20 protein-coding genes are annotated in these 18,740 nt (G+C 70.3%); 11 read left to right on the forward strand and 9 right to left on the reverse strand.

Going from position 1 to position 18,740, the window contains the following annotated elements; genetic code table 11:
* Positions 1-69 precede the first annotated feature (69 nt).
* Both bagB and bagA read right to left on the reverse strand, forming a co-directional pair.
* A complete protein-coding gene (gene bagB, locus HF999_RS06270) occupies positions 70-1,176 on the reverse strand; it encodes an ArsA family ATPase (RefSeq protein ID WP_168545044.1) in 1,107 nt (368 codons plus the stop codon).
* Entirely contained in the window at positions 1,173-2,210 is a 1,038-nt protein-coding gene (gene bagA / locus HF999_RS06275) for an ATPase BagA (protein WP_376766478.1), read from the reverse strand. Before bagA ends, bagB begins: the two co-directional genes overlap by 4 nt.
* Before the next feature lie 164 nt (positions 2,211-2,374).
* Here bagA and sp36 point away from each other — a divergent pair, with 164 nt between their 5' ends.
* From sp36 to HF999_RS06290, 3 genes are read left to right on the forward strand one after another with little or no spacing between them, the layout of a single operon-like run.
* A complete protein-coding gene (sp36, locus tag HF999_RS06280; RefSeq protein ID WP_139057904.1) occupies positions 2,375-2,539 on the forward strand; it encodes a Sp36 family protein in 165 nt (54 codons plus the stop codon).
* Positions 2,536-3,003, forward strand: a complete 468-nt coding sequence (locus tag HF999_RS06285; protein ID WP_168545045.1) for a RidA family protein — start codon at positions 2,536-2,538, stop codon at positions 3,001-3,003. The genes sp36 and HF999_RS06285 overlap by 4 nt, the downstream gene beginning before the upstream one ends.
* Entirely contained in the window at positions 3,000-3,824 is an 825-nt protein-coding gene (locus HF999_RS06290) for an MBL fold metallo-hydrolase (RefSeq protein ID WP_168545046.1), read from the forward strand. Before HF999_RS06285 ends, HF999_RS06290 begins: the two co-directional genes overlap by 4 nt.
* A gap of 127 nt (positions 3,825-3,951) precedes the next feature.
* Here HF999_RS06290 and HF999_RS06295 read toward each other — a convergent pair whose 3' ends face one another.
* Positions 3,952-4,626 carry a Crp/Fnr family transcriptional regulator gene (locus HF999_RS06295; RefSeq protein ID WP_068571345.1) on the reverse strand — a complete coding sequence of 225 codons (675 nt, stop codon included), beginning with the start codon at positions 4,624-4,626 and terminating at the stop codon, positions 3,952-3,954.
* A gap of 236 nt (positions 4,627-4,862) precedes the next feature.
* Positions 4,863-5,078 (reverse strand): hypothetical protein, encoded by a 216-nt coding sequence (locus tag HF999_RS06300; RefSeq protein WP_168545047.1) that lies wholly within the window; start codon positions 5,076-5,078, stop codon positions 4,863-4,865.
* Positions 5,079-5,153: 75 nt separating this feature from the next.
* Here HF999_RS06300 and nth point away from each other — a divergent pair, with 75 nt between their 5' ends.
* From nth to HF999_RS06320, 4 genes are read left to right on the forward strand one after another with little or no spacing between them, the layout of a single operon-like run.
* Positions 5,154-5,924, forward strand: a complete 771-nt coding sequence (nth, locus tag HF999_RS06305; RefSeq protein WP_168545048.1) for an endonuclease III — start codon at positions 5,154-5,156, stop codon at positions 5,922-5,924.
* Positions 5,921-6,589, forward strand: a complete 669-nt coding sequence (locus HF999_RS06310) for a TlpA family protein disulfide reductase (RefSeq protein ID WP_168545049.1) — start codon at positions 5,921-5,923, stop codon at positions 6,587-6,589. The genes nth and HF999_RS06310 overlap by 4 nt, the downstream gene beginning before the upstream one ends.
* Positions 6,586-7,296 carry an NUDIX hydrolase gene (locus HF999_RS06315; protein ID WP_168545050.1) on the forward strand — a complete coding sequence of 237 codons (711 nt, stop codon included), beginning with the start codon at positions 6,586-6,588 and terminating at the stop codon, positions 7,294-7,296. Before HF999_RS06310 ends, HF999_RS06315 begins: the two co-directional genes overlap by 4 nt.
* Positions 7,293-8,492: a MarP family serine protease gene (locus tag HF999_RS06320; RefSeq protein ID WP_168545051.1), complete on the forward strand. Its 1,200-nt coding sequence runs from the start codon at positions 7,293-7,295 to the stop codon at positions 8,490-8,492. Before HF999_RS06315 ends, HF999_RS06320 begins: the two co-directional genes overlap by 4 nt.
* Positions 8,493-8,544: 52 nt before the next feature.
* Here HF999_RS06320 and HF999_RS06325 read toward each other — a convergent pair whose 3' ends face one another.
* From HF999_RS06325 to nhaA, 3 genes are read right to left on the reverse strand one after another with little or no spacing between them, the layout of a single operon-like run.
* Entirely contained in the window at positions 8,545-9,510 is a 966-nt protein-coding gene (locus tag HF999_RS06325) for an alpha/beta fold hydrolase (protein ID WP_168545052.1), read from the reverse strand.
* Positions 9,511-9,536: 26 nt separating this feature from the next.
* Positions 9,537-10,043: a phage holin family protein gene (locus HF999_RS06330; RefSeq protein WP_168545053.1), complete on the reverse strand. Its 507-nt coding sequence runs from the start codon at positions 10,041-10,043 to the stop codon at positions 9,537-9,539.
* Positions 10,044-10,080: 37 nt separating this feature from the next.
* A complete protein-coding gene (nhaA, locus tag HF999_RS06335; RefSeq protein WP_168545054.1) occupies positions 10,081-11,295 on the reverse strand; it encodes a Na+/H+ antiporter NhaA in 1,215 nt (404 codons plus the stop codon).
* Positions 11,296-11,375: 80 nt separating this feature from the next.
* Between nhaA and HF999_RS06340 the strand changes: the two genes are divergently transcribed.
* Complete coding sequence (locus HF999_RS06340; RefSeq protein WP_168545055.1) at positions 11,376-12,722, forward strand: MFS transporter; 1,347 nt, start codon at positions 11,376-11,378, stop codon at positions 12,720-12,722.
* A 3-nt stretch (positions 12,723-12,725) separates the two neighbouring features.
* Positions 12,726-13,628: a 2-dehydropantoate 2-reductase gene (locus HF999_RS06345; RefSeq protein WP_168545056.1), complete on the forward strand. Its 903-nt coding sequence runs from the start codon at positions 12,726-12,728 to the stop codon at positions 13,626-13,628.
* Here the strand turns inward: HF999_RS06345 and mug are convergent.
* Positions 13,579-14,184, reverse strand: a complete 606-nt coding sequence (mug, locus tag HF999_RS06350) for a G/U mismatch-specific DNA glycosylase (RefSeq protein WP_168545057.1) — start codon at positions 14,182-14,184, stop codon at positions 13,579-13,581. The genes HF999_RS06345 and mug overlap by 50 nt on opposite strands.
* On the opposite strand from mug, the gene HF999_RS06355 reads away from it, so the two are divergent.
* Complete coding sequence (locus HF999_RS06355; RefSeq protein ID WP_246207416.1) at positions 14,183-14,752, forward strand: nuclear transport factor 2 family protein; 570 nt, start codon at positions 14,183-14,185, stop codon at positions 14,750-14,752. The genes mug and HF999_RS06355 overlap by 2 nt on opposite strands.
* 178 nt (positions 14,753-14,930) lie before the next feature.
* Here HF999_RS06355 and acs read toward each other — a convergent pair whose 3' ends face one another.
* Positions 14,931-16,877 carry an acetate--CoA ligase gene (gene acs, locus HF999_RS06360; RefSeq protein WP_068571331.1) on the reverse strand — a complete coding sequence of 649 codons (1,947 nt, stop codon included), beginning with the start codon at positions 16,875-16,877 and terminating at the stop codon, positions 14,931-14,933.
* 317 nt (positions 16,878-17,194) lie between these two features.
* Here acs and HF999_RS06365 point away from each other — a divergent pair, with 317 nt between their 5' ends.
* Positions 17,195-18,739, forward strand: coding sequence for a peptide ABC transporter substrate-binding protein (locus HF999_RS06365; protein ID WP_168545058.1), 1,545 nt, complete (start codon positions 17,195-17,197; stop codon positions 18,737-18,739).
* Position 18,740 lies beyond the last annotated feature (1 nt).

Consider the following 18,740-nt stretch of genomic DNA (forward strand, 5'->3'; position numbering starts at 1 on the left):
CCCCGCCTCCCAGCGGGAGGTATCAGGGCCTCGTACCTTCGACGGTGCGGGGCCCTTTCGTATGCTCGGCTACTGAGTTCGGCCGACGATCTGCTCCGCGACGGCCTGCAGCGCCTCCAGGTTGGCCACCTCGAAGGGCAGCGAGGGCACGCCCACCACCGGGACCGTCGGGCACCGTCGGACGAACTCCCCGAGCACGTGCACCTCGCGCGCCGCGATCTCCGCACGCCATGCGTGCACGCGGAGGACGGCCTCGGCGGTGCGGGCGGCACCGTCGGGCCCCAGGCGCCCGGACGCGGCGCGGGCGGCCTCGACGGGGAGCGCGGCCAGCCCGGGGTGCGTGCGGTTGACGATGAGTCCGGCGAGCGGCATCGATTCGCCCGCGAGCCGCTCCACGAAGTACGTGGCCTCGCGCAGCGTGTCCTCCTCGGGTGAGGCGACCACGACGAACCGGGTGCTGGGCTGTGCGAGCATCGCATAGGTGCGATCCGCGCGTTCCTGGAAGCCGCCGATCAGGGTGTCCATCTGGGAGACGAATCCGGAAGCGTCCGAGAGCATCTGGCTGCCGACGATGGTCGAGACCAGCTTCAGCGCGATCCCCATGCCGCCCGAGACCAGCCGGCCGAAGCCGCGGGTGGGGCCCGCGATCAGCCCCATCAGGCGCGAATCGAGTAGGGAGCCGAAGCGTTTCGGCGCGTCCAGGAAGTCGAGGGCGTTGCGTGACGGCGGCGTGTCCACCACCACGAGGTCCCAGCGCTCGTCGGCGGTGAGCTGGCCGAGCTTCTCCATCGCCATGTACTCCTGCGTCCCGGAGAACGAACTGGCCACGGTCTGGTAGAAGGGATTGGCCAGGATCTCCTGCGCCCGTGCGGGATCCGCATTCGAGGTGACCATCTCGTCGAAGGTCCGCTTCATGTCGAGCATCATCGCGTGCAGGGTGCCGTCGCCGGGGACGTCCACCTCCTGCGGCTCGTTCGTCAGGTCGGCCACGCCGAGGGCCTGCGCGAGCCGGCGCGCGGGATCGATCGTCAGGACCACCACCCGCCGGCCCTGTTCGGCCGCCCACAGCGCCATCGCCGCAGCCGTCGTGGTCTTGCCCACCCCACCGGAGCCGCAGCACACCACCACGCCCGTGCCCGGATCCATCAGCTGGGGACCCAGTTCCAAGCCGATCATCGAACCCCCGCCTCTTCCAGCGCGCCCGCCAGTTCGCGGATGCCACGCAGGTCCACCCCACCGGTCAGCAAGGGCAGCTCCAACCGGCCCGCGACCTCGATCGCCAGCAGGTCCGCGCGCGCCTCCTCCTGGCCGTCGACCGTCCGCGCGAACTGGATGGTCTCCGTGAGCAACCCGGCCAGGTCGTCGTCGGACAGGGCGAGCCCGGCACCGTCGAGCGCGGCCCGGACCGCAGGGCCGTCGACGGTGCCGTCGGCGGCGGCCCGCAGCTGATCGGCGTCGAGGAGTTGCGGCAGCGTCCGGTTGACGATGACCGCGCCGACCTTGAGATCGAGTTCGCGCAGCTCCCGCGCGGCCTCCGCGGTCTCCTGGATCGGCAGCGACTCGAGGAGCGTGACCAGGTGTACGACGGTGCCGGGGGAGTGCAGCAGGCGCACCACCCGGTCCGCCTGGCCGGCGATCGGGCCCGCCTTCGCGATCTCCTTCATCGCCCGCGTGACGTCCAGGAACTTCCCGATGCGGCCCGTCGGCGGCGCGTCCACGACGATCGCGTCGTAGGTGTACCGGCCGTCGCGGTCGCGGCGCTGCGTGCACTCCATGATCTTGCCGGTGATGAGGATGTCCTTGAGGCCCGGCGCCAGCGTCGTCGCGAACTCGATCGCACCGATCGACTTGAGCGCGCGAGCCGCGAGGCCCATGCCGTAGTTGGTCTTGAGGTAGTCGAGGAAGGTGGCCTCGACGTCCATCGGGAGCGCGAAGACGGTGCCGGTGCCGGCGGTCGCGATCTTCGTCTCGGTCGGCGGCAGTTCGCCCAGCTCGAAGGTGGGGGCGATGCCGGCGCGGCCCTCGACCTCGATCAGCAGGACCTTCTTGCCGCCCTCGGCCAGCGCGAGGGCGAGCGCTGCGGCCACCGTCGACTTGCCGGTCCCGCCCTTACCGGACACGAAGTGCAACCGGGAGGCCCGCAGATCCTCGGGCCATGCCGTCGCCGTGTCCTGCGCGACCCCGCTCGGGTCCGCCTCGCTCACCACCACGACCGGAGCATAGCGATACCGCCGTGCACGCCCGGGCCGATAGCCTGAACCTCCCCGTGCAATGCGACCGAGAACACGTTCCCGCGGCGGCTCCGCCTCCGCGCATCCCCGGGGTTGGGGGATCGCGCCTATCGCGCCGCCCGGGTGGTGGATAGGGTGAGGCCATGAGTGAGAAGACCACGTGGGAGTACTCCACCATCCCCCTGCTGACCCATGCCACCAAGCAGATCCTCGACACCTGGGGCTCCGACGGCTGGGAGCTCGTCACCGTGCTTCCCGGCCCCACCGGTGAGCAGCACGTGGCCTACATGAAGCGGCCCCTCTCGTGAGCGCCGTCTCCGCCCGGCTCGCCGAGCTCGGCATCGTGCTGCCCGAGGTCGTGCCGCCGCTCGCCGCGTACGTTCCGGCCACGCAGGTGGGCGACCTGGTGCACACGTCCGGCCAGCTGCCCCTCGTCGACGGCGTTCTCCTCGCGCAGGGCAAGGTCAGCGAGAACGCGGAGGGTGTGGTGGACGTCGAGACCGCCGTCGCCGCCGCCCGGCAATGCGCGCTCAACGCGCTGGCCGCCGTGCACGCCCTCGTCGGGATCGACAGTGTCAAGCGCGTGGTCAAGGTCACCGGCTTCGTCGCCTCCGCGCCCGGATTCTCGGGTCAGCCCGCCGTCGTCAACGGCGCGTCCCTCCTGCTCGGTGAGGTCTTCGGGGACGCGGGCGTGCACGTCCGGTCCGCCGTCGGCGTCGCGGAACTGCCGCTGGGTGCGCCCGTCGAGGTCGAGCTCACGGTCCAGGTATGACCCGCGAGCATCCCGCGCCGGGGAAGCTGCGGCAGGTCACTCCCTTCGCCGCGGTGCTGCTCTGCGACAACCCGTCGGTGATGACCCTCGAGGGCACCAACACCTGGCTCCTGCGGGCCCCCGGGCGCGAGGAGTCCGTGGTCGTCGACCCCGGCCCCAAGGGCGACAAGAAGCACCTGCGGCGGGTCGCGAAGGCCGCGGGCACCGTCGCTCTGACGCTCGTGACGCACCGCCACGCCGACCACACGGGCGGGCTGAAGAAGTGGGAGGAGCTCACGCGCAGCCCCATCCGCGCCTTCGCGCCGAAGTTCTGCATCAACACCGCGACCCCGCTCGTCGGCGGCGAGGTGATCGAGGTCGCGGGCCTGCGGATCACGGTGCTGCACACGCCGGGCCACACGGCCGACTCGCTGAGCTTCCTGGTCGACGTCGACGGTGCCACGGACCAGCCGGGAGCCCTCGTCTCCGGCGACACCCTGCTCGGGCGCGGCACCACGGTGCTCGACGCCACGGACGGCACGCTCGCCGACTACCTCGGCTCGCTGGAGTCGTTGTCGACGGTGGCCGACGGTCGCGTCCTGCTACCGGGCCACGGCCCGGACCTGCCGGACGCGGGGCCCGTCGTCGCGGCGTACGCCGCGCACCGTCAGGACCGCTTGCAGCAGGTGCGCGACGCGCTCGACGAGCTGGGCCTGAGCGCCGCTGACGCCAAGCCCATGAAGATCGTCAAGCACGTCTACCGCGACGTCGACAAGAAGGCCTGGCCGGCCGCGCGCATGTCCGTCAAGGTCCAGCTCAGGTATCTAGCCGAGCACGGCTGAGCGAACAGGTGGGACGCCTGCCGGACGAGGGATGGGGCGGGGAGACGCTGCAAACGATTCTGCAGTGCCCGAGGCGCTGGCCGAGGGCGCGAAGCCTAGTGCGCAGCGACTCCCCGCCCCAGACCGGTCAGCGAGCCCGACGCGCCAGGCGCTCGCTGTCCGTGATCACCACGGACTTGCCCTCGAGGCGGAGCCAGCCGCGGTGGGCGAAGTCGGCGAGTGCCTTGTTGACCGTCTCGCGGGAGGCGCCGACGAGCTGTGCGATCTCCTCCTGTGTGAGGTCGTGGGTCACGCGCAGGGCACCGTTCTCGTGCGTGCCGAAGCGCTGCGCGAGCTGCAGCAGCTGCTTTGCGACGCGGCCGGGGACGTCGGTGAAGATGAGATCGGCCAGGTTGTTGTTGGTGCGCCGCAGGCGGCGGGCGAGTACGCGCAGCAGCTGCTCCGCGATCTCGGGCCGGTCGCGGATCCACGCGCGCAGGGCCTCGCGGTCCATCGTCATCGCGCGGACCTCGGTGATGCAGGTCGCGCTCGACGTGCGGGGGCCCGGGTCGAAGATCGACATCTCACCGAACATGTCCGACGGGCCCATCACCGACAGCAGGTTCTCGCGACCGTCCGGCGAGCGGCGGCCGAGCTTCACCTTGCCGGCGAGGATGATGTACAGCCGGTCACCCGGCTCGCCCTCGTTGAAGATCACATGCCCGCGGGGATAGTCGACCTCGTGCAGATCCTTGGTGAGCGCATCGACCGCGCCAGGCTCGACACCTTGAAAAATGCCGGCCCGCGCCAGGACCTCGTCCACGGGGTACCTCGTTCCTTGATCGACCAACCGCCGCAGGCGGCGATCGCCGCGACCTGGAGTGTGAGTTTATAAAGCGTTCCGCGCTGGTGTGGGAAATCGCACAGACCTCTGTGGTGAACATTACCCGCTCGCACCATGAACGGCACGTCTGCGTTCCACATTTGGCCCGTCCGATGCCGTGGCGAGGTCCGCGAAGGCCGGCTGGGCGAGGGCCCGTCAGGTCGAGGAATGCGGTCTCAGCTGGCCCGGCGCTCGGCTCCACCGTCGAGGTCGAGACTGTCGACGGCCTTGGGGAGGCCGATCCGCGCCAGCGTCTCGACATCGGGTGCCTCGTCGTCGCCGGTGACGGGTGGCACCGCGGGTTCGGCGGTCACCCGCCTCTCGATTCGCTCCATGGCCAATGCGAACAGCATCAGCACCACCGGGAACAGCAACCCGAGCAATCCTTGCATGCCGGACAGTAAACACAGCCAAGGTCTCGATACGGCAACGAATGAGCGACGTCGCCGTCGTTAGAATCGATTCTCATGCCCCCGAAGCCGGAGTCCCACCTCGCGCTGGTGCGGCGTGCCCGCCGGATGAACCGGACTCTGGCGGCCGCGTTTCCCCACGTGTACTGCGAACTCGACTTCACGGATCCGCTCGAGCTGTCGGTCGCCACGATCCTCTCGGCGCAGTGCACCGATGTTCGGGTGAATCAAGTCACACCGGCGTTGTTCGCCCGCTATCGGACGGCCGCCGACTACGCGGGGGCGAACCGGGCGGAGCTCGAGGAGTACATCCGCTCCACCGGCTTCTACCGCAACAAGGCCACCTCGATCATGGGGCTGGGGCAGGCGCTCGTGGACCGGTTCGACGGCGAGGTACCGCGCACCCTGAAGGAGCTCGTCACGCTCCCGGGCTTCGGTCGCAAGACGGCGAACGTCGTCCTGGGCAATGCCTTCGACGTCCCCGGAATCACCGTGGATACGCATTTCTCCCGCCTGGTGCACCGCTGGGAGTGGACCGAGGAGCAGGACCCGGTGAAGATCGAGCTCGCCGTGGGCGAGCTGATTCCGCGCAAGGAATGGACACTCCTCAGTCACCGGGTGATCTTCCACGGTCGTCGCGTCTGCCACGCCCGCAAGCCGGCGTGCGGCGTGTGCGTCCTGGCCAAGGACTGTCCCTCGTTCGGCACCGGCCCGATCGACCCCGTCGAGGCGGCGGAGCTGGTCAAGGGCCCGGAACGCGACCACCTGCTGGAGATCGCGCCGCCCCCGCCCCGTCGGCGGCGGGTGCAGGCGGGAGCCGGTCGATGAACTCACCCGCCCCGTTGCTTCCGGGCGAACGGCGCAGCCGCGTCCCCGCCCGCGTGCGCGCTCTCGTCGTCTGCGCGGTCGTCGTGGTCGCGCTGGCCGTCGCGATCTGGCCCCGGGGCGGCGACGGTGCCCCGGCCTCGCCGACGCAGGGGGCGGCACCGTCGACCAGCGTGAGCCCCGGGCAGGTGACGGCGGCCCGGGAGCGGGCGGCGCAGCCGGCGTGCCCCGCCGGGATCGGCGCGGCGCAGTTGAGGAGCCTGTCGCTGAGCTGCCTCGGCGACGGCGCGCCCGTGGACCTCGCGGCCCCGACCACCCGCCCGACGCTGATCAACGTCTGGGCCTGGTGGTGCGGGCCGTGCCGCGTCGAGCTGCCCGCCCTCGCGGAGATCGCCGCACGCGCCGGTGACCGCCTGACGGTGCTCGGCGTGCACGCCGACCCGAACGCCGTCGCGGGCCTGGACCTCCTGGCCGAGCTGAAGGTGAAGCTGCCCACCGTGCAGGACCCGCAGGCGGTCGTCGCGGCGCTGCTCGGCGCCCCGCGTGCCTACCCCGTGACCGTTCTGTTGCGTTCCGATGGCACTGTTGCCGGTGTGCACGCCCAACCCTTCACCTCCGCCGACGACGTGGCCGCCCTGGTGCGCACCGAGCTCGGGGTGAGCCTGTGAGCACCCCGCAGTGGCTCGATCCACTGCTGGGCAACCTCGGCGGTGTCGCCGACGAGCTCCGGCTGCGCGGCGGTGCTGTCGCCGCGCTGCAACGGACGAAGCATCCGCGTCCGGCGTCCGTCCTGATCCTGTTCGACGGTGACCCGGGCGCGTCCGGCTCGACCCCGCCCGAGGACGCGACGGTGCTGCTCACGCAGCGCGCGTCCGCCCTTCGCCAGCACTCGGGCCAGGTGGCCTTTCCCGGCGGCAAGCGGGATCCGGAGGACGTCGACGATGTCGCCGTCGCGCTCCGGGAGGCCTGGGAGGAGACGGGGTTGGATCCGTCGTCGGTCGAGATCGTCGCCGAGCTCGACCCCATCGAGGTGCCAGTGTCGGGCTTCCGGGTGGTTCCGGTCATCGGCTACGCCGCGCGGCCCTCCGAGGTGGGCGTCGTCGATCCCGGTGAGACCGCGCTCGTCCGGCGCGTGCCGCTGGCCGAGCTCATCGACCCCGCGCACCGGTTCATGGTGCGCAAGTCCTTCTACCGTGGGCCGGCGTTCGCGGCCGGGCCGATGCTGGTCTGGGGCTTCACCGGCGGGCTGATGAACGCGCTGATCGGCGCCGCGGGCTGGGAACGTCCGTGGAACACCGGCGACGTGCGGCCCCTCACCGACGAGGTGCGCGCCGCCGCGGCGCGTGCCGCGACCTGGCAGGAGAACGCCCGATGACCGGATCGACCTGGGTCGACGTGGTCGTCGTCGGGCTCGTGCTCCTCGCCGCGCTGTCCGGCTACCGGCAGGGCGCCGCGGCCTCGGTGCTCGCGTTCGTCGGCGTGGTGCTGGGCGCCGCGGCGGGTGTTCTGCTGGCCCCGCACGTCCTCGACTCGGTGAACAACCCGACGGGGCGCGTCGTGCTCGGCGTCGGCCTGCTCGCGGGCCTGGTGATCATCGGGGAGCTGTCCGGCATGGTCCTCGGCCGCGCGGTGCGCAGTTCGATCCGGCACGGCGGCCTGCGGACGGTGGACTCCGGCGTGGGCGCGGTCGTGCAGGTGGGCGCGCTGCTGGTGGCGGCGTGGCTGGTCGCGATCCCGCTCACCACCGCCGCCGCGCCGCAGATCGCGCGGTCGGTGAACGGTTCGTACGTGCTCGGCAAGGTCAACGGATTCGCCAAGGTGGTCGGGGCCGATGGGCTGCCGCAGAAGTTCGCGTCGATCATCGACGACTCCGGGCTGCCGCAGGCACTGGGGCCATTCGTCAACACCCCGGTGGTCAGCGTCGACGCCCCCGATCGCGTCGACTTCACCGACCCGGTGGTGCAGCGGGTCCGCTCCTCGGTGGTGCGCATCGACGGCCAGGCCCCGTCGTGCAGCCGCGCGCTCGAGGGCTCGGGCTTCGTCTCGACCGCCGGCCGCGTGGTCACCAACGCGCACGTCGTCGCCGGCACCCGCAGCGTGCAGGTCACCGTCAACGGCACCAAGAAGTACAGCGCCCAGGTCGTCTACTTCGACCCCCAGACCGATGTCGCGGTGCTCAACGTGCCCGGCATGACGGCCGCACCGCTGCGGATCGTGTTCAACGGAGCCAAGCCGGGCGACCCGGGCTTCGTGCTCGGATTCCCCGGCGGCGGGCCGCTGACGCTGTCCTCGTCGCGCGTGCGCAGCCAGCAGACCCTCGAGGGCCGCAACATCTACCGCGACGCGCAGGTCCGGCGCGATGTCTACCTGCTGCGCGGGCAGGTCCGCCCGGGCAACTCCGGCGGGCCGATGTTCGACCGGCAGGGCAACGTGGTGGGGGTGATCTTCGGCGTCGCGGTCGACGACGCGGACACCGCGTTCGCGCTGACGGCCAAGCAGGTCGAGCCGGCGCTGCAGGCCGGTAGCACCGCCACCGCGGGTGTCTCGACGGGCGACTGCGTCAACCGCTGACGACGCCCGACTCGCCGGGCCGGGCCGCGGCACCGTCGGACGGGCGGCCGGCTCAGGGCAGGAGACGGGGACCGGGCAGGTCCGCGAGGAAGTCCGCCAGCTGCGGCCCGACGATGCCGGGCGCCTCCTCGTGGGCGTAGTGCCCCGCGTTCTCGACGGCGCGCACCCGGTAGTCGTCGGCCCAGTCGTGGCTCGAGTACACGGGCTGCGGCAGGACGTACGGGTCGACCTCGCCGCGGAAGGCGAGCACCGGGATGTGCAGCCGCTGATTCATGCTGCCGAGGAAGCGGCTGCCGTCGGGCCGGAACTGGCTGCGCCACGCCCAGCGCGCGTATTCGAGGGCGCTGTGCGCGGTGCCCGGGATCTGGATGGCGCTGCGGTACTGCGTGAGCGCCTCCGCGTAGTCGGCGCTGCGCCGCCAGGTCGAGCCGCTGCGGGCGGCGTAGAGAGCGCCGATCTCGGCACCGTCGTCCCTGGTCAATCGGTCCTCGGCGACACGAGGGAGCTGCGCGAAGGTGATCGGGCCGAGCATCGCCGAACGCTGGTCCTTGTTGCGCAGTGCCGAGCGCTTGAGCGCGATCGGGTGCGGCGAGGAGATCACGGCGATCGCGGAGACCACCCGCGGGTGCAGGGTGGCCGTGGCCCAGCAGCCCAGGCCGCCCTCGCCGTGCCCGACCACCGCGGCGGACGTGTGCCCGAGCGCGCGGATGAGGCCGCTGATGTCCCCGGCCAGGGTCCAGCCGTCGTACCCGCGGGGCGGCTTGTCGCTGTCGCCGTAGCCGCGCAAGTCGACGGCGACGGCCCGGTGGCCGGCGTCGTGCAGCTGGGGGAGCAGGTGCCGCCAGCTCCACCAGAAGCCGCCGAAGCCGTGCAGGAACACCACGAGCGGCCGGTCGGCGGCGGCCGGACCGGTGTCCGGCCGGTACTCGACGGCGTGCAGCCGGATCCCGTTGGCGCGGACGTCGAGATGCTCCCACGGGCCGGCGAACCGGACGCTCGACGGGTCGGGACTGGTCACCTTCTCCTCGCCTCGGGCTCGTCGGGTCAGCGCCCGGCGTCGCCCGACGGTGCGCCGCTCTTCAGGGCCGCCATCGGGTCGACATCGCCCTTGAGGAGCGACTGCGACTCCTTGAGCGAGGCGATCGTCTTCTGCGGGCCGCGGATCTTGCGCACCTTGAGGAAGCCGAAGAGCGCCGCGAGACCGGCCACGATCAGCATCAGGACGAACACGATGAGCGAGGCCGCCCACATCGGCAGCCACACGTTGAGCAGCCAGGCGAGGAAGAAGAAGAAGAAGAACGACGAGTACAGCGCGACGACGCCGGCGACGGCGAAGAACGCCGAGCCGGTCGCGGCCTTCTTCACGTCCCGCATGGTCTCGGCCTTGGCCAGCTCGACCTCGGCGCGGACCAGCGAGGAGACCTGGGCCGATGCGTCGCGCACGAGACTGCCGATCGTCGGATCGCCGGAGGCGGTCACGCTGGGATCGGTGAGCGGGATCGCCGAGAGTGTGCGCGGGGTCCCGCTCGTGGGTGTGCTGTCCAAGCTCACTGTGGTCCTCCTCTAGTTGTAGTCATCGTGCCAGAGGTTACGAATGCGCGTGCAGCCTCCCACGCCTGAGCAGCAGCAGGGACCCGATGACAGACGCCGCCACGGAGGTCAGCAGGACCGCCGCCTTCGCCAGATCGGCCTCGTCGGCGGGCAGCGCGAGCTCCGCGACCAGCAGGCTCACGGTGAAGCCGATCGCGCCGAGCACGCTGAGCGCCAGGATGTCCCGGCCGGCCAGGCCCTCGGGGCGCTCGGCGAGCCGGAGCCGCACGGCCAGCGCGGCGGCGCCCGAGATGCCGATGATCTTGCCGACGAACAGGCCGATCATGATGCCGAGCGCCAGCTCGTCGGTGAACAGGTCGCGGAAGACCCCGCCGTTCACGGCGACGCCCGAGGCGAAGAACGCGAAGATCGGCACGCAGATCAGCGCCGAGACCGGCTGGATCCGGTGCTCGAGCCGTTCGGCCGGAGACGAGAGCTCGCCGGGGTCCGGCCGCACCCGGGTGAGCAGGCCGAGCGCGACGCCCGCGATGGTGGCGTGCACCCCCGACTGCAGCACGGCCACCCAGACGACGATCGCGATCGGGACGTAGAGCAGGGGCGTGGAGATCCGACGGTGCTGGGCGAACCAGTACAGCGCGCAGCCGCCGGCGGCGACGGCGAGCCAGCCCGCGCGGAGCTCTCCCGCGAACAGCACCGCGATGACGACGATCGCGATCAGGTCGTCCACCACGGCGAGGCCGAGCAGGAACACCCGCGCGCCCGAGGGCAGCCGGGACCCGATGAGCGAGAGGATGCCGAGCGCGAACGCGATGTCGGTGGCTATGGGGATGGCCCACGCGGTGCCGATGTGCGGGTCGTCGTGGGCGACCGTGAAGGCGATGACCGCGGGGACGACGACGCCGCCGACCGCGCACAGCACGGGCAGTGCCGCGCCGCGCAGAGTGGACAGTTCCCCGACCACCAACTCGCGCTTGAGCTCCAACCCGGCCACGAAGAAGAAGATCGCGAGCAGGCCGTCCTTGGCCCAGTCGGCGAGCGAGAGCCGCAGGTGCAGGCTCTGGCCGAAGAGGCTCCAGTCGTCGCTGCCGAGGTGGATCTCGCTCAGGTGCGCGTAGCCCCCGGACCACGGCGAGTTGGCCCAGACGAGGGCGATCGCGGCGGCGACGAGAAGCGCTGTGCCGCCGACGGTCTCGGTACGGAGGAAGCGGATCAGCGCGCGTGAGGCCGTGAACCGTGGCGGTGCGTCGGTCATCCGTCGAACGTACCGCAGCACAGCCCGGTGATCCGGGTCACGCGCGTTCGTGCGCGTCGCGAACGGTAATCTCTGCGCTCATGACCGTGACCGAAACCGACCGGCCCGTGAACCGCCGTCGGATCGTCGTCGCCTCGATGGTGGGCACCACCATCGAGTTCTTCGACTTCTACATCTACGCGACCGCAGCAGTGCTGGTCTTCCCCACCCTGTTCTTCCCGAAGGGCAACGACACGGCGGCGCTGCTCAGCTCGTTCGCGACCTTCGGGCTGGCCTTCGCCGCGCGGCCCCTCGGTTCGATCCTGTTCGGCCATTTCGGCGACCGGATCGGCCGCAAGGCGACGCTCGTGGGTTCGCTGCTCACGATGGGCATCGCGACCTTCCTCATCGGCCTGCTGCCGACCTACGCCGTGGCCGGGTACTGGGCTCCCGGACTGCTCGCACTCATGCGCTTCGCGCAGGGCCTCGGCCTCGGCGGCGAGTGGTCGGGTGCGGCGCTGCTCGCGACGGAGACCGCCGAGAAGGGCAAGCGCGCGTGGGCCGCGATGTGGCCGCAGCTGGGCGCGCCCTTCGGCTTCTTCCTCGCCAACGGCGTCTTCCTCATCCTCATGGAGGCGCTGGACTTCGACTCCAAGAACCCCACCACCAGCCACGCCTTCATGACCTGGGGATGGCGCGTGCCCTTCCTGCTGTCCGCGGTCATGGTGATGGTGGGTCTGTACGTGCGCCTGCGGATCTCGGAGACGCCCGTCTTCGCGAAGGCCGTCGAGGAGGGCAAGAAGGTCAAGGCGCCCATCGGCGAGGTGTTCCGCACCGCGTGGCGTCCGCTCATCATCGGCACCTTCGTCATGGTCGCCACGTACACGCTGTTCTATCTGGTGACCACGTGGATCGCCTCGTACGGCGTGGGCAAGGTCGTGGACAAGTCCGGTATCAAGCTGACCTTCTCGTTCACCGACTTCCTGAAGATGCAGCTGATCGCGGTGCTCTTCTTCGCCGCCTTCGTGGCGGTCTCCGGGTGGCTCGCGGATCGGTTCGGGCGCCGCCTCGTCCTGATCATCGTGACCGTCGCGATCATCGTCTACGGTCTGCTGTTCAAGTGGATCCTCGACCCCGCGACGACCACGCAGGGCTCGATGCTGGCGGTGCTCATCGTGGGGTTGACGCTCATGGGCCTGACCTTCGGCCCCATGAGCGCCGTGCTGCCAGAGCTGTTCTCGACCAACGTCCGGTACACAGGCAGTGGCGTCTCGTACAACCTCGCATCCATCCTCGGCGCGGCGATCGCCCCCTTCATCGCGACCTGGCTGGTGCACAGCTACGGCGTGACCTGGGTGGGCGTCTACCTCGCGATCGCGGGCGCGACGACGCTGATCGCGCTCGTCGTCATGCGTGAGACGCGCGACGTGGAGCTCGATAAGGTCTGATCCATGCGGATCCTGATCGTCGGCGCGGGTGCGACCGGTGGCGCGTTCGGCACGCGCCTGATCGAGGCCGGGCGGGACGTGACCTTCCTCGTCCGGCCCGCCCGCGCAGCCCTGGTGCGGCGCGAGGGACTCCGGTTCACGGACCCGTCCGGCACGCGCACGCTTCGCGTCGGCGTGCGCACGGCGGACGAGATCGCCGCTGCGCCGGAGGTCTTCGATCTCGTGGTGATCACGGTCAAGGCCCCCGCGCTCGAGGCGGCGATCGCCGATGTCGCGCCCGCCGTGGGGGAGGGCACCGTCGTCCTGCCCATCCTCAACGGCATGGCCCACCTGGACCGGCTCGAGCAGGCGTTCGGGAGTCGCGTCCTGGGTGGGCTCGCCATGATCGTCGCCACCCTCGACGACGGTGCCGTGGTCCAGATGAACGACTGGTCCGCGATCACCATCGGCGACGGTGCGCCCGCGGTCGCCCGGGCCCTCGACGTGCCGGGGATCCGGCTCACCGTCGAGGGTGACATCGTCGGCGCGATGTGGGCCAAGTGGGCGTTCATCGCCGCCAGCGGCATCGACTGCTGCCTGTTCCGCAGCGCGGCGGGCCCGGTGATCCGCGCCGGCGGAGAGCCGCAGGTGCGGGCGCTCATCGCGGAGACCGAGGCGGTGGCCGCGGCGGCCGGCCACCCGGTTCCCGCGGCCTCCCACGAGCGGACCGTCGCGACGCTCGTGGACGCCGATTCGACGATGACCTCCTCGCTCTACCGGGATCTCGTGGCGGGCTTGCCCCACGAGGGAGAGCAGATCCTCGGCGACCTCGCGGCGCGCGGGCGAGCGCTGGGGGTGGCGACGCCCCTGCTCGACCTCACCCTGGTCCAGGTGCGGGCGGACGCCCTGCAGCGGGCAGGATCCTGACGCCGGCGGCCTCCGCGGCCGCGCGATAGGCCGCCGCCAGCGTGTCCACGGTCTCGTGGGCGTTGAGCCCGCTGGGATTGGGCAGGACCCATACCTGTGTCTCGCCGATGGTCCGGTCCTGCGGGCCGGGCGCGGCCTTGGGCTCGTGGAAGGCCGTGCGGTACGCGGTGATCCCGAGGACGGCGAGGATCGTCGGGGCCACCTCGTGGACGCGCTCGACGAGCGCCTCGCCGCCGGCCCGGAGCTCGTCGGCGGAGAGCTCGCTCGCCTTCGCCGTCGCCCGCGGCGCCACGTTGGTGATCCCGATCCCGGCCTCCACCAGTGCGTTCCGGTCCGCGAAGGTCATGCCGTCGGACGCGTCGATGAGGTGATCGACGATCCCCGCGGTGTACAGCGCCGGGTAGAAGCGGTTACCGGGCCGGGCGAAATGCGCCCCGGTGGCGGCCGTCCAGAGGCCGGGGTTGATCCCCGAGAACAGCAGCCTGCAGCCGGGACCGATCAGGTCGGGCACCGTCGTATCCGAGTAGGCGAGGAGTTGCTCGCGCGTGAAGCCCATGGATTACTGCCTACAGGGTCGCGCCGGCGTGGTCCACTGGGGCATGACCGTCGACGACCTCCTCGCCCGCACCGAGATCCACGACGTGGTGCTGCGCTACTGCCGGGGCATCGACCGGCTCGACCTCGATGCGGTCCGCGCCTGTTATCACCCCGGCGCCGTCGACCACCACACCGGTTTCGACGGCCCCGTCGAGGAGTACGTGCCCTGGGTGCGTGGACAACTGGAGTCGCTCGGCGGCACGCACCACCAGGTGGGCAACCACCTGTGCGAGGTGTCCGGGGACGTGGCGGTGGTCGAGACCTACTGCACCGCGACGCACTGGTCCGCGCCCGGCGCCGAGCTGCAGGCCTACCTGACCCTCGGCCTGCGCTACGTGGACCGGTTCGAGCGCCGGGCCGGATGGTGGGCGATCGCGGAGCGCTGGGCCGTCACCGATTGGACGCGGTGGGAGAAGGACCTGACGGGACCGCTCGGCGTGCCGGAGGCGGGGCCGCCGCCCGCGCGCGGCGGGGGCGACCCGGTCGACGTGCTGCGGGCTCAGGTGCTCGGGCGCGAGCGCTCGTAGATCCGCCGGACGACGTCCTCGATGTTGGGTTCCTCGACGGTGGGGTCGCGGACCGTACGGGAGAACGAGGGGCCGGACGGAACGGATAAGGGCGGCAGGCCCGGACACCGCGGTCGCGTGGTGCGACGTCACAGTGGCCTGACGTTACCGCCCTCCCGTGTCTCGGGCCAGCCCCCGGCTACCCCTTCTGCTTGCGGATGTTCTCGAACACCGACGGATCGACGAGCGTGGACGTGTCGCCCAGCTCGCGGCCCTCGGCCACGTCGCGGAGCAGGCGGCGCATGATCTTGCCGGACCGCGTCTTCGGGAGCTCGGGCACGATGTTGATCTCGCGCGGCTTGGCGATCGGCGAGATGTCCTTGGACACCTGCGCCTTCATCTCGTCCACCAGCCGCGCGGGATCGGAGGCGTCGACGCCCTGACGCAGGATGACGAACGCGGCGATGGCCTGGCCCGTGGTCGCATCGGAGGCGCCCACGACCGCGGCCTCGGCGACGGCGGGATGGCCGACGAGGGCCGACTCGACCTCGGCGGTCGAGATGCGGTGACCCGAGACGTTCATGACATCGTCCACGCGGCCCAGCACCCAGAGGGCACCGTCCTCGTCGTACCGCGCACCGTCGCCCGCGAAGTACCAGCCCTGGTCGGCGTAGCGCGACCAGTAGGTGTCCACGAAGCGCTCCGGATCGCCCCAGATGCCGCGCAGCATCGCCGGCCAGGGCTTGTCGAGCACGAGCAGGCCGGACTCGCCGCGGGGCAGGCTGTTCCCGTCGTCGTCGACGATGTTCGCGCTGATACCGGGCACGGGCTCCATCGCCGAGCCGGGCTTGAGCGTCGTGGTGCCGGGGAGCGGTGCGACCATCGCGGCGCCCGTCTCCGTCTGCCACCAGGTGTCGACGATCGGGGCCTTCCCCGCGCCGATCACGTCGCGGTACCAGCGCCACGCCTCGGGGTTGATCGGCTCGCCGACGCTGCCCAGCAGGCGGATCGAGCTCAGGTCGTGCGCGTCGGGGACCTCGCGGCCCCACTTCATGAACGTGCGGACCAGCGTGGGCGCGATGTAGTAGATCGAGACGCCGTACTTCTCGATGATCTCGAAGTGCCGGTGCTCGTTCGGCGAGTTCGGGGTGCCCTCGTAGATGATCTGCGTCGCGCCGTTGGCGAGCGGGCCGTACACGATGTAGGTGTGCCCGGTGACCCAGCCGATGTCGGCGGTGCACCAGAACACGTCCTTCTCGGGCTTGAGGTCGAAGAGGTAGTGGTGCGTGTACGCCGCCTGCGTCAGGTAGCCGCCGGAGCTGTGCACGATGCCCTTGGGCTTGCCCGTGGTGCCGGAGGTGTACAGCAGGTACAGGGGATGCTCCGCGTCGAAGGCCTCGGGCGTGTGGTCCGACGATGCCGCGCCCACGCTCTCGTGCCACCACACGTCGCGGTCGTGCCAATCGATGTCGTTGCGGCAGCGCTGTACGACGATGACCTTCTCGACCGACTCGGCCTGCTTGCCGTCCACGTCCATGTCCAGCGCCTCGTCGACATTGGCCTTGAGCGGCGTCGGCTTGCCGCGGCGGAACTGGCCGTCGGTGGTGATCACGACGCGGGCCTGCGCGTCGTCGATGCGGGAGCGCAGCGCGCCGGCGGAGAAGCCGCCGAAGACCACGGAGTGCGTGAGACCCAGACGCGCGCAGGCCAGCATCGCCACGATGGCCTCGGGAACCATCGGCATGTAGATCGCAACGCGATCGCCGGCGTTCAGGCCCAGCGAGCTGAGGTAGTTGGCCGCACGGCTGACCTCGTCCTTGAGGTCGGAGTAGGTGATGTCGCGGCTGTCGCCGGGCTCGCCGATCCAGTGGATCGCGACGCGGTCGCCGTTGCCCGCGTCCACGTGGCGATCGACGCAGTTGTACGCCACGTTGAGCTTGCCGCCCACGAACCACTTGGCGAACGGGGCACCGCTCCAGTCCAGGACCTCGTCGAACGGGGTGTCCCAGTGCAGCCGGTTCGCCTGCTCCGCCCAGAAGCCCAAACGGTCAGCTTCGGCACGATCGTACAATTCCCGACCGTGCGTGTTGGCCTGAGCTGCGAATTCAGCGGAGGGCGGGTAGGCGGCTGTCGCGGAATCAGTCATAAGTCGAATCCTAGGTACGGCGTGGGTGGCGGGCGGTGGGAAAGCTGAAATTCGACCGTATCGACCAGGGGTTGCACGAGGGTTGCAGGTCCCCGAGGCCGGGCGCCCGCATCGCCCGGCGGCCGCAATCCAGAGCATTCCGGTAGGAGTGCTCACGTTTGCCGGGACAGGCGGCGTGGACACCTTTAAGGTTCTGTTCACCAGATAGCCGAACTCAGGCGGAGGAAGTTGTGGGAATACGAAGTAGGCGGTGGCCGGCGGCGCGGGCGATCCTCGCTACCGCGGTCGCGGCGACCCTGGCGGTGTCGGGGTGCAGCATGGAGGGCGCGAGGTCCGTCAACACGACGGGGCCGAACGCGATCATCCGCGCGTACGCGGGCGAGCCCCAGAACGGGCTCGTGCCCACTGACACCAACGAACAGATGGGCGGGCGCATGATCCGCTCCCTGTTCACCGGTCTGTATCAGTACGACGCGGACGGCAAGCTGCAGCTGGCGAATGCGCAGTCGGTGGACACCACCGACAACAAGCATTTCGTCGTCAAGCTCAAGCCCGGTTGGAAGTTCACCGACGGTACGCCCGTGAAGGCCTCCAACTATGTGCGGGCGTGGAACTTCGGTGCTGCGGTCGGGAACCTGCAGAAGCAGCAGGACTTCTTCGCCGCGATCGACGGTTTCGAAGACGTCTCGCACAAGGGCACGTCGACCACCGAGATGCGCGGCTTGAAGGTCGTCGACGACAACACCTTCACGATCGACCTCACGGAGCCGAACATCGACTTCAAGCTGAGTCTCGGCCACACCCCCTTCGTTCCGCTGCCCGACGTCTTCTTCACCGAGGGCAAGGACAAGTTCGGCCAGAACCCGATCGGCAACGGCCAGTACAAACTGAAGCAGTGGCGACACAACGTGCAGGTCGACATGGTGCGCAACGACGACTACCAGGGTACGAAGCCGAAGAACGGCGGCTTGACCTTCATCCTCTACGCCACGCTCGATGCGGCGTACGCCGACCTCGGGTCGGGCAACCTCGACGTGATGGAGATCCTGCCGCCCAGCGCGCTGCGCTCGTACAAGAAGTCGCTGGGCTCGCGCGCGATGGTCAAGCCGACCGCGCAGACCCAGGCCTTCTCGATCCCGGAGTACCTGGACCACTTCAAGTACGACGAGGAGGGACGGCTGCGTCGTGAGGCCATCTCGATGTCGGTCGACCGGGACCTCATCGTGGACAAGATCTTCTTCGGTACCCGTATTCCCTCGGTGGACTTCACGGCCCGCACGATCCCCGGTTGGGATCCGAACATCCCGGGCAACGACACGCTCAAGCACAACCCGGACAAGGCCAAGCAGCTGTGGGCACAAGCCAACGCGATCCGCCCCTGGGATGGGATCTTCAGCATCGCGTACAACACCGATGGCGGCCACCAGACCTGGGTGGACGCGGTGTGCGGCCAGATCACGAACACGCTCGGCATCCAGGCGCAGGGCAAGCCCTACGCCACCTTCAAGCAGATCCGCACCGAAGTAACCGCGCGCTCGCTGAAATCTGCGGCTCGGACCGGCTGGCAGGCGGACTACCCTTCGCTCCTCAACTTCCTGGGGCCGCAGTACATCAGCACCGGCAGCTCGAACGACGCGGTCTACAGCAATCCAGAGTTCGACGCGAAGGTCCGCGCCGCGGAGCAGGCTCCCGACCAGACGGCGTCGAACCGGCTGGCGAACGAGGCGCAGGTGATCCTCCTACGCGATCTGCCGGTGGTGCCGTTGTGGGACTACCTGGCGGTGGGCGGCCGCGCGGACGGTGTCAACGCGGAGCTCACCTGGAGCGGTGACCCCGACTATCCGAACATCACCAAGGAGTGAC

Source organism: Tsukamurella spumae (assembly GCF_012396015.1).
GTDB classification, from domain to species: Bacteria; Actinomycetota; Actinomycetes; order Mycobacteriales; family Mycobacteriaceae; genus Tsukamurella; species Tsukamurella spumae.

What these genes read in the sequence shown, in the direction of transcription:
- HF999_RS06340 (WP_168545055.1), top strand. Translation starts at nt 11,376, where the DNA reads ATGACCGTGACCGAAACCGACCGGCCCGTGAACCGCCGTCGGATCGTC.
- HF999_RS06310 (WP_168545049.1), top strand. Translation starts at nt 5,921, where the DNA reads ATGAACTCACCCGCCCCGTTGCTTCCGGGCGAACGGCGCAGCCGCGTC.
- mug (WP_168545057.1), bottom strand. Translation starts at nt 14,184, where the DNA reads ATGGGCTTCACGCGCGAGCAACTCCTCGCCTACTCGGATACGACGGTG.
- nth (WP_168545048.1), top strand. Translation starts at nt 5,154, where the DNA reads ATGCCCCCGAAGCCGGAGTCCCACCTCGCGCTGGTGCGGCGTGCCCGC.
- HF999_RS06365 (WP_168545058.1), top strand. Translation starts at nt 17,195, where the DNA reads ATGGAGGGCGCGAGGTCCGTCAACACGACGGGGCCGAACGCGATCATC.
- acs (WP_068571331.1), bottom strand. Translation starts at nt 16,877, where the DNA reads ATGACTGATTCCGCGACAGCCGCCTACCCGCCCTCCGCTGAATTCGCA.
- sp36 (WP_139057904.1), top strand. Translation starts at nt 2,375, where the DNA reads ATGAGTGAGAAGACCACGTGGGAGTACTCCACCATCCCCCTGCTGACC.
- HF999_RS06345 (WP_168545056.1), top strand. Translation starts at nt 12,726, where the DNA reads ATGCGGATCCTGATCGTCGGCGCGGGTGCGACCGGTGGCGCGTTCGGC.
- HF999_RS06355 (WP_246207416.1), top strand. Translation starts at nt 14,183, where the DNA reads ATGGATTACTGCCTACAGGGTCGCGCCGGCGTGGTCCACTGGGGCATG.
- HF999_RS06300 (WP_168545047.1), bottom strand. Translation starts at nt 5,078, where the DNA reads ATGCAAGGATTGCTCGGGTTGCTGTTCCCGGTGGTGCTGATGCTGTTC.
- HF999_RS06290 (WP_168545046.1), top strand. Translation starts at nt 3,000, where the DNA reads ATGACCCGCGAGCATCCCGCGCCGGGGAAGCTGCGGCAGGTCACTCCC.
- nhaA (WP_168545054.1), bottom strand. Translation starts at nt 11,295, where the DNA reads ATGACCGACGCACCGCCACGGTTCACGGCCTCACGCGCGCTGATCCGC.
- bagB (WP_168545044.1), bottom strand. Translation starts at nt 1,176, where the DNA reads ATGATCGGCTTGGAACTGGGTCCCCAGCTGATGGATCCGGGCACGGGC.
- HF999_RS06320 (WP_168545051.1), top strand. Translation starts at nt 7,293, where the DNA reads ATGACCGGATCGACCTGGGTCGACGTGGTCGTCGTCGGGCTCGTGCTC.